The organism is Pseudomonas lundensis, from assembly GCF_002269125.1.
GTDB classification, from domain to species: Bacteria; Pseudomonadota; Gammaproteobacteria; order Pseudomonadales; family Pseudomonadaceae; genus Aquipseudomonas; species Aquipseudomonas lundensis_A.
This window is the reverse complement of sequence record NZ_NQKI01000073.1, coordinates 1-3,466: the sequence shown is the minus strand read 5'-3', so window position 1 is coordinate 3,466 and position 3,466 is coordinate 1. Positions and strand designations below refer to the sequence as shown.

3 protein-coding genes are annotated in these 3,466 nt (G+C 57.8%); 2 read left to right on the top strand and 1 reads right to left on the bottom strand.

Features of this window, described 5'->3' with window-relative positions; translation table 11 throughout:
* The first annotated feature begins 693 nt into the window (after positions 1-693).
* Positions 694-1,389, top strand: coding sequence for a replication initiation protein (locus tag CJF39_RS22390; protein ID WP_094995345.1), 696 nt, complete (start codon positions 694-696; stop codon positions 1,387-1,389).
* 8 nt (positions 1,390-1,397) lie between these two features.
* Here the strand turns inward: CJF39_RS22390 and CJF39_RS23535 are convergent, their stop codons facing one another.
* A complete protein-coding gene (locus CJF39_RS23535; protein ID WP_094995344.1) occupies positions 1,398-2,756 on the bottom strand; it encodes a MobA/MobL family protein in 1,359 nt (452 codons plus the stop codon).
* A gap of 172 nt (positions 2,757-2,928) precedes the next feature.
* On the opposite strand from CJF39_RS23535, the gene traD reads away from it, so the two are divergent.
* Positions 2,929-3,378, top strand: a complete 450-nt coding sequence (traD, locus tag CJF39_RS22380) for a conjugal transfer protein TraD (RefSeq protein ID WP_228385024.1) — start codon at positions 2,929-2,931, stop codon at positions 3,376-3,378.
* The last annotated feature ends 88 nt before the right edge of the window (positions 3,379-3,466 follow it).

Below are 3,466 nucleotides of genomic sequence, written 5' to 3'. Positions count from 1 at the left end.
GAATTACACGCCACTGGCTGTGCTTGCTGGGGTGACGGTGGCAACGGTGGCGGCCTTGCTGGGCTATCGCGCTGGAAAGAAACGCGGGAAAGGGGGCTGACCCTGCCCCTTTGGTGCCAAACCGCTCTGTAGCCCTCTCAGGCGCTGCTGTCGTCATTGGTTGGCCCCAAGGGGTGAATCCGCCTCGATACCCTGATTACTCGCTTCCTGCGGCCTCACAGACGCTGAACCGTTCAGGGATTGGCGTTGATCCCCCAGGCACCTCCCCCGCCCCTTCAGGGGCATAACTGCGGCCCCAGCGGGGCCACGTAGTGCGTTTTGCGTTTTTGCGTGTGCTTTGCCCTTCGGCGAAGTTCAGGGACAGATTCCGGGTTAAAGGGGGAGGGATTCCGGGTCGCTTTACCCTTCGAAACAAACCTGTTTTTTTGCCCCTCCGCGCCTTTTAAATCTTGTTTTTCTTGTTTTTCCTTGTTTTCGCCGTTTTAACTTATTGATTTATAAGCGTTTTTAGCGAAGTTCAGGTACAGATTCCGGGTTAAAGAGGTACAGATTCCGGGTTAAAGAGGTACAGATTCCGGGTTAATGGGGTACAGATTCCGGGTATTATCCACATGATGGGTACAGGTACGCTTGCTTGTACCTGTACCTAATGAGAGAGTATCAGGTACAGATTCCGGGTAGAGGAAAGGGACGATGGAGCTAGTTGATAATCAGGTCACTCAGTCGAACAGACTGATTGAGTCATCACACACGCTGACGCTCAATGAGAAGCGCCTAATCTTGGCTGCGGCATCGATGATCGATCCACGTAAGCCGCTTCCCAAAGATGGATATTTCACCATCCGGGCCGACTCGTTTGCCGAGGTCTTTGGCCTCGATGTAAACAACGCTTACGAAGCTCTGAACGATGCCGCAAACCGGTTGTTTGAACGCGATATACGCCGCTATGCGAAGGGAAAAATAGTTGAGCGGATGCGCTGGGTTTTCCATGTGAAATACAAGGAGGGGCAGGGCTGCGTCGAGCTGGGTTTCTCTCCGACCGTATTGCCCCATCTGACCATGCTGAACAAGGAGTTCACCACCTACCAGCTTAAGCAGATCGGCAGCTTGTCCAGCTTCTACGCCATTCGGCTTTACGAACTGATGAGCCAGTTCCATAAGCTGGGTCAGCGGGAATGCAGCCTCGATCAGCTACGCCAGATGTTCGACCTGGGCGACAAATATCAGGACGTGAAAAACATGCGAGTACGGGTTCTAGACCCAGCCCTGAAAGAACTGAACGCAGGCACTGACCTGTCTGTAACGGCCGAGCCTCGCAGGCAGGGCCGCAAGGTCATCGGCTTCACTTTCACAATCAAGAAAGACGACCAGATGGCACTCTCGCTGTAAAGCCCAGTTTAAAGCCCTTGGCCTTTGCCTTTGCCAAGGCCCGGCTTGCCTTTCTGCAGGGCCTGACGCTCCCGCTTTTGGGCCAAAAGCTCCTGCTTCTTGGCCTCTTTCTCGCGCTGAACCTCATCACGGGCTTGCGGTAGTCGCGCCGCCCACTCTGGACGCTCCTTCTGGAGTGTCCTTTCGGCGTCTCGCATAGAAAAACCGCCGCCCGGTGTCAGGTAGCACCGCACACGCTCAAGCCGCTTACGCAGGTCGTTCTCCCGCTCCACTTTCCACGCCTTGATGCGTTTGGCGGTAGCGCGCCATTCAGACATGAGCTTCTCGTAGCTGCTGCGCTTGAACGCGGCCAACAGCCCAGTTGGCTCCACTGGACGCTTCTTCGCATGGTTGGCTTCGGCGTTCCGTCGCTTGGTGCTGATGGCCTGTACCTGCTGATCGACGCGGGACTCTAGACGCTCTGCCCGCTGGCGGTAGCCCCTATACAATTCGGCCTTGCGACCATCCCACGCCTTGACCAAATCAGCCGCGGGCATGGCTGCAACCTGACGCGCTGGTTTGGCCCGCTGCTCGCGTTCAGCCGACAGACTGACAATCTCCGCGCCTGCGTCGGGGATTTCTCGAGCGAGGTTGGCGGCAGTCTGCTGCTGCTCGATCCGCGCCGTCCGAAAGTCGATCACCTCGGCCCGCTGCTGCTCGTCGCGCCATTGGCTCGGCAACTGCTTAACCTCGGGGGCGAGCCCTGTGCCGCGCTCGGCATGGCTGCGCATGTCGATGCGCGCATCGATGCCGCCGCGCACCAGGTGTTCGTTGCACATGCTTTCCCAACGACCGCGCAACTCTTTCAACTCGGTGCGCCGGGTCGCCGGGGCTTTCCCCGTATTGGCCTTTTTGGCGCCGCCGCGCTCGGGGTTCTTGCTGTTGTACCGTTTGAAAAACTGCTCCGGGTCGCGCTCGATCCCATCAAGCTCTCGCTCGCAAAACATGACGTGGGCGTGTGGCTGCTCGCCACCGTCTGCGGCGGTCGGTGTGTGGATCGCAAACTGGAAGGCGTGACGGTCGCCAATTTCCTGCCCCACAAAATCGCGGACCAGCTCAAGCCGTTGCGCCGGATTCATCTCACGGGGCAAAGCGATTTCAAACTCGCGGTAGGTGGTTCCGTTCTTGCGCTCGTAGGCGTCGGCGGCTTCCCAAAGGTGCAACGGGTTGGTCGCGGCCCACTTCGGCATATTGCCGAATTCGGACGCCTCCAACTTTTCCCCCTGCTCAAGCCGTTTTTCGTATTGGCCGAGGCGAGCGATATAGGCGGCATGCGGGGAAGCTTTCCCCGCCTTGCCAACCTTCACGCTCAATCGTCCAATCGCCATGTTTTTGCCTTTTCGTTTTTAGGGCCGATGCAGTCGGTTTGCCTTACCCGCCGGGAGGGCCGCGTGTTTCTCGTAGAGAAACGTCTAAGCGCGCCTTTGATAAATCAAAGGATACCGCAGGCCGTGCAATCTCCGCCACATCTGCTCTAGACTCGGGATTCTGGACACCAAAATGGAGAAGCAAATGCGGGAATGGCTAGAGGATCGTGTCGCCTACATCCGTGGGCTGAAATCGCCAAATGACCATCAGCGGCTCTTGTTGCTGCTGAATGACAAAAAGGACGCAACTGACGATGACCGCCGCAAGCTGGTCGCCCTAATTCGCGCAGAAAAAGCGGCAGAGAAGGCACAACGGGCTAAGGCGTCGGTGGCCAAAATTGTGAACGCTGAAAAGCTGGCCGAGCGTAAGAACCGCGATCACCAACTGTACCAATCCGCTGGCCTGCTCATTCTCGCCGGGTTGGTGGACACCAAAACGGGCAAACCGACCCTAGACCGTGGCGAATTGCTGGGCGCGCTCCTGGGACTGGCGAAGGTGCCCGCCGACGATGCCCGCCGATCCGACTGGAAGCGCGCCGGGGATGCCCTGATTGCCGAACGAGTGAAGGAACCTCAACGATGAGCCAAGCCGACGAGTTTGTGATTGATGGTTCAGAGCCCACCAAACCGGGGCGAGGCGTTCGTCGTGTGAATTACACGCCACTGGCTGT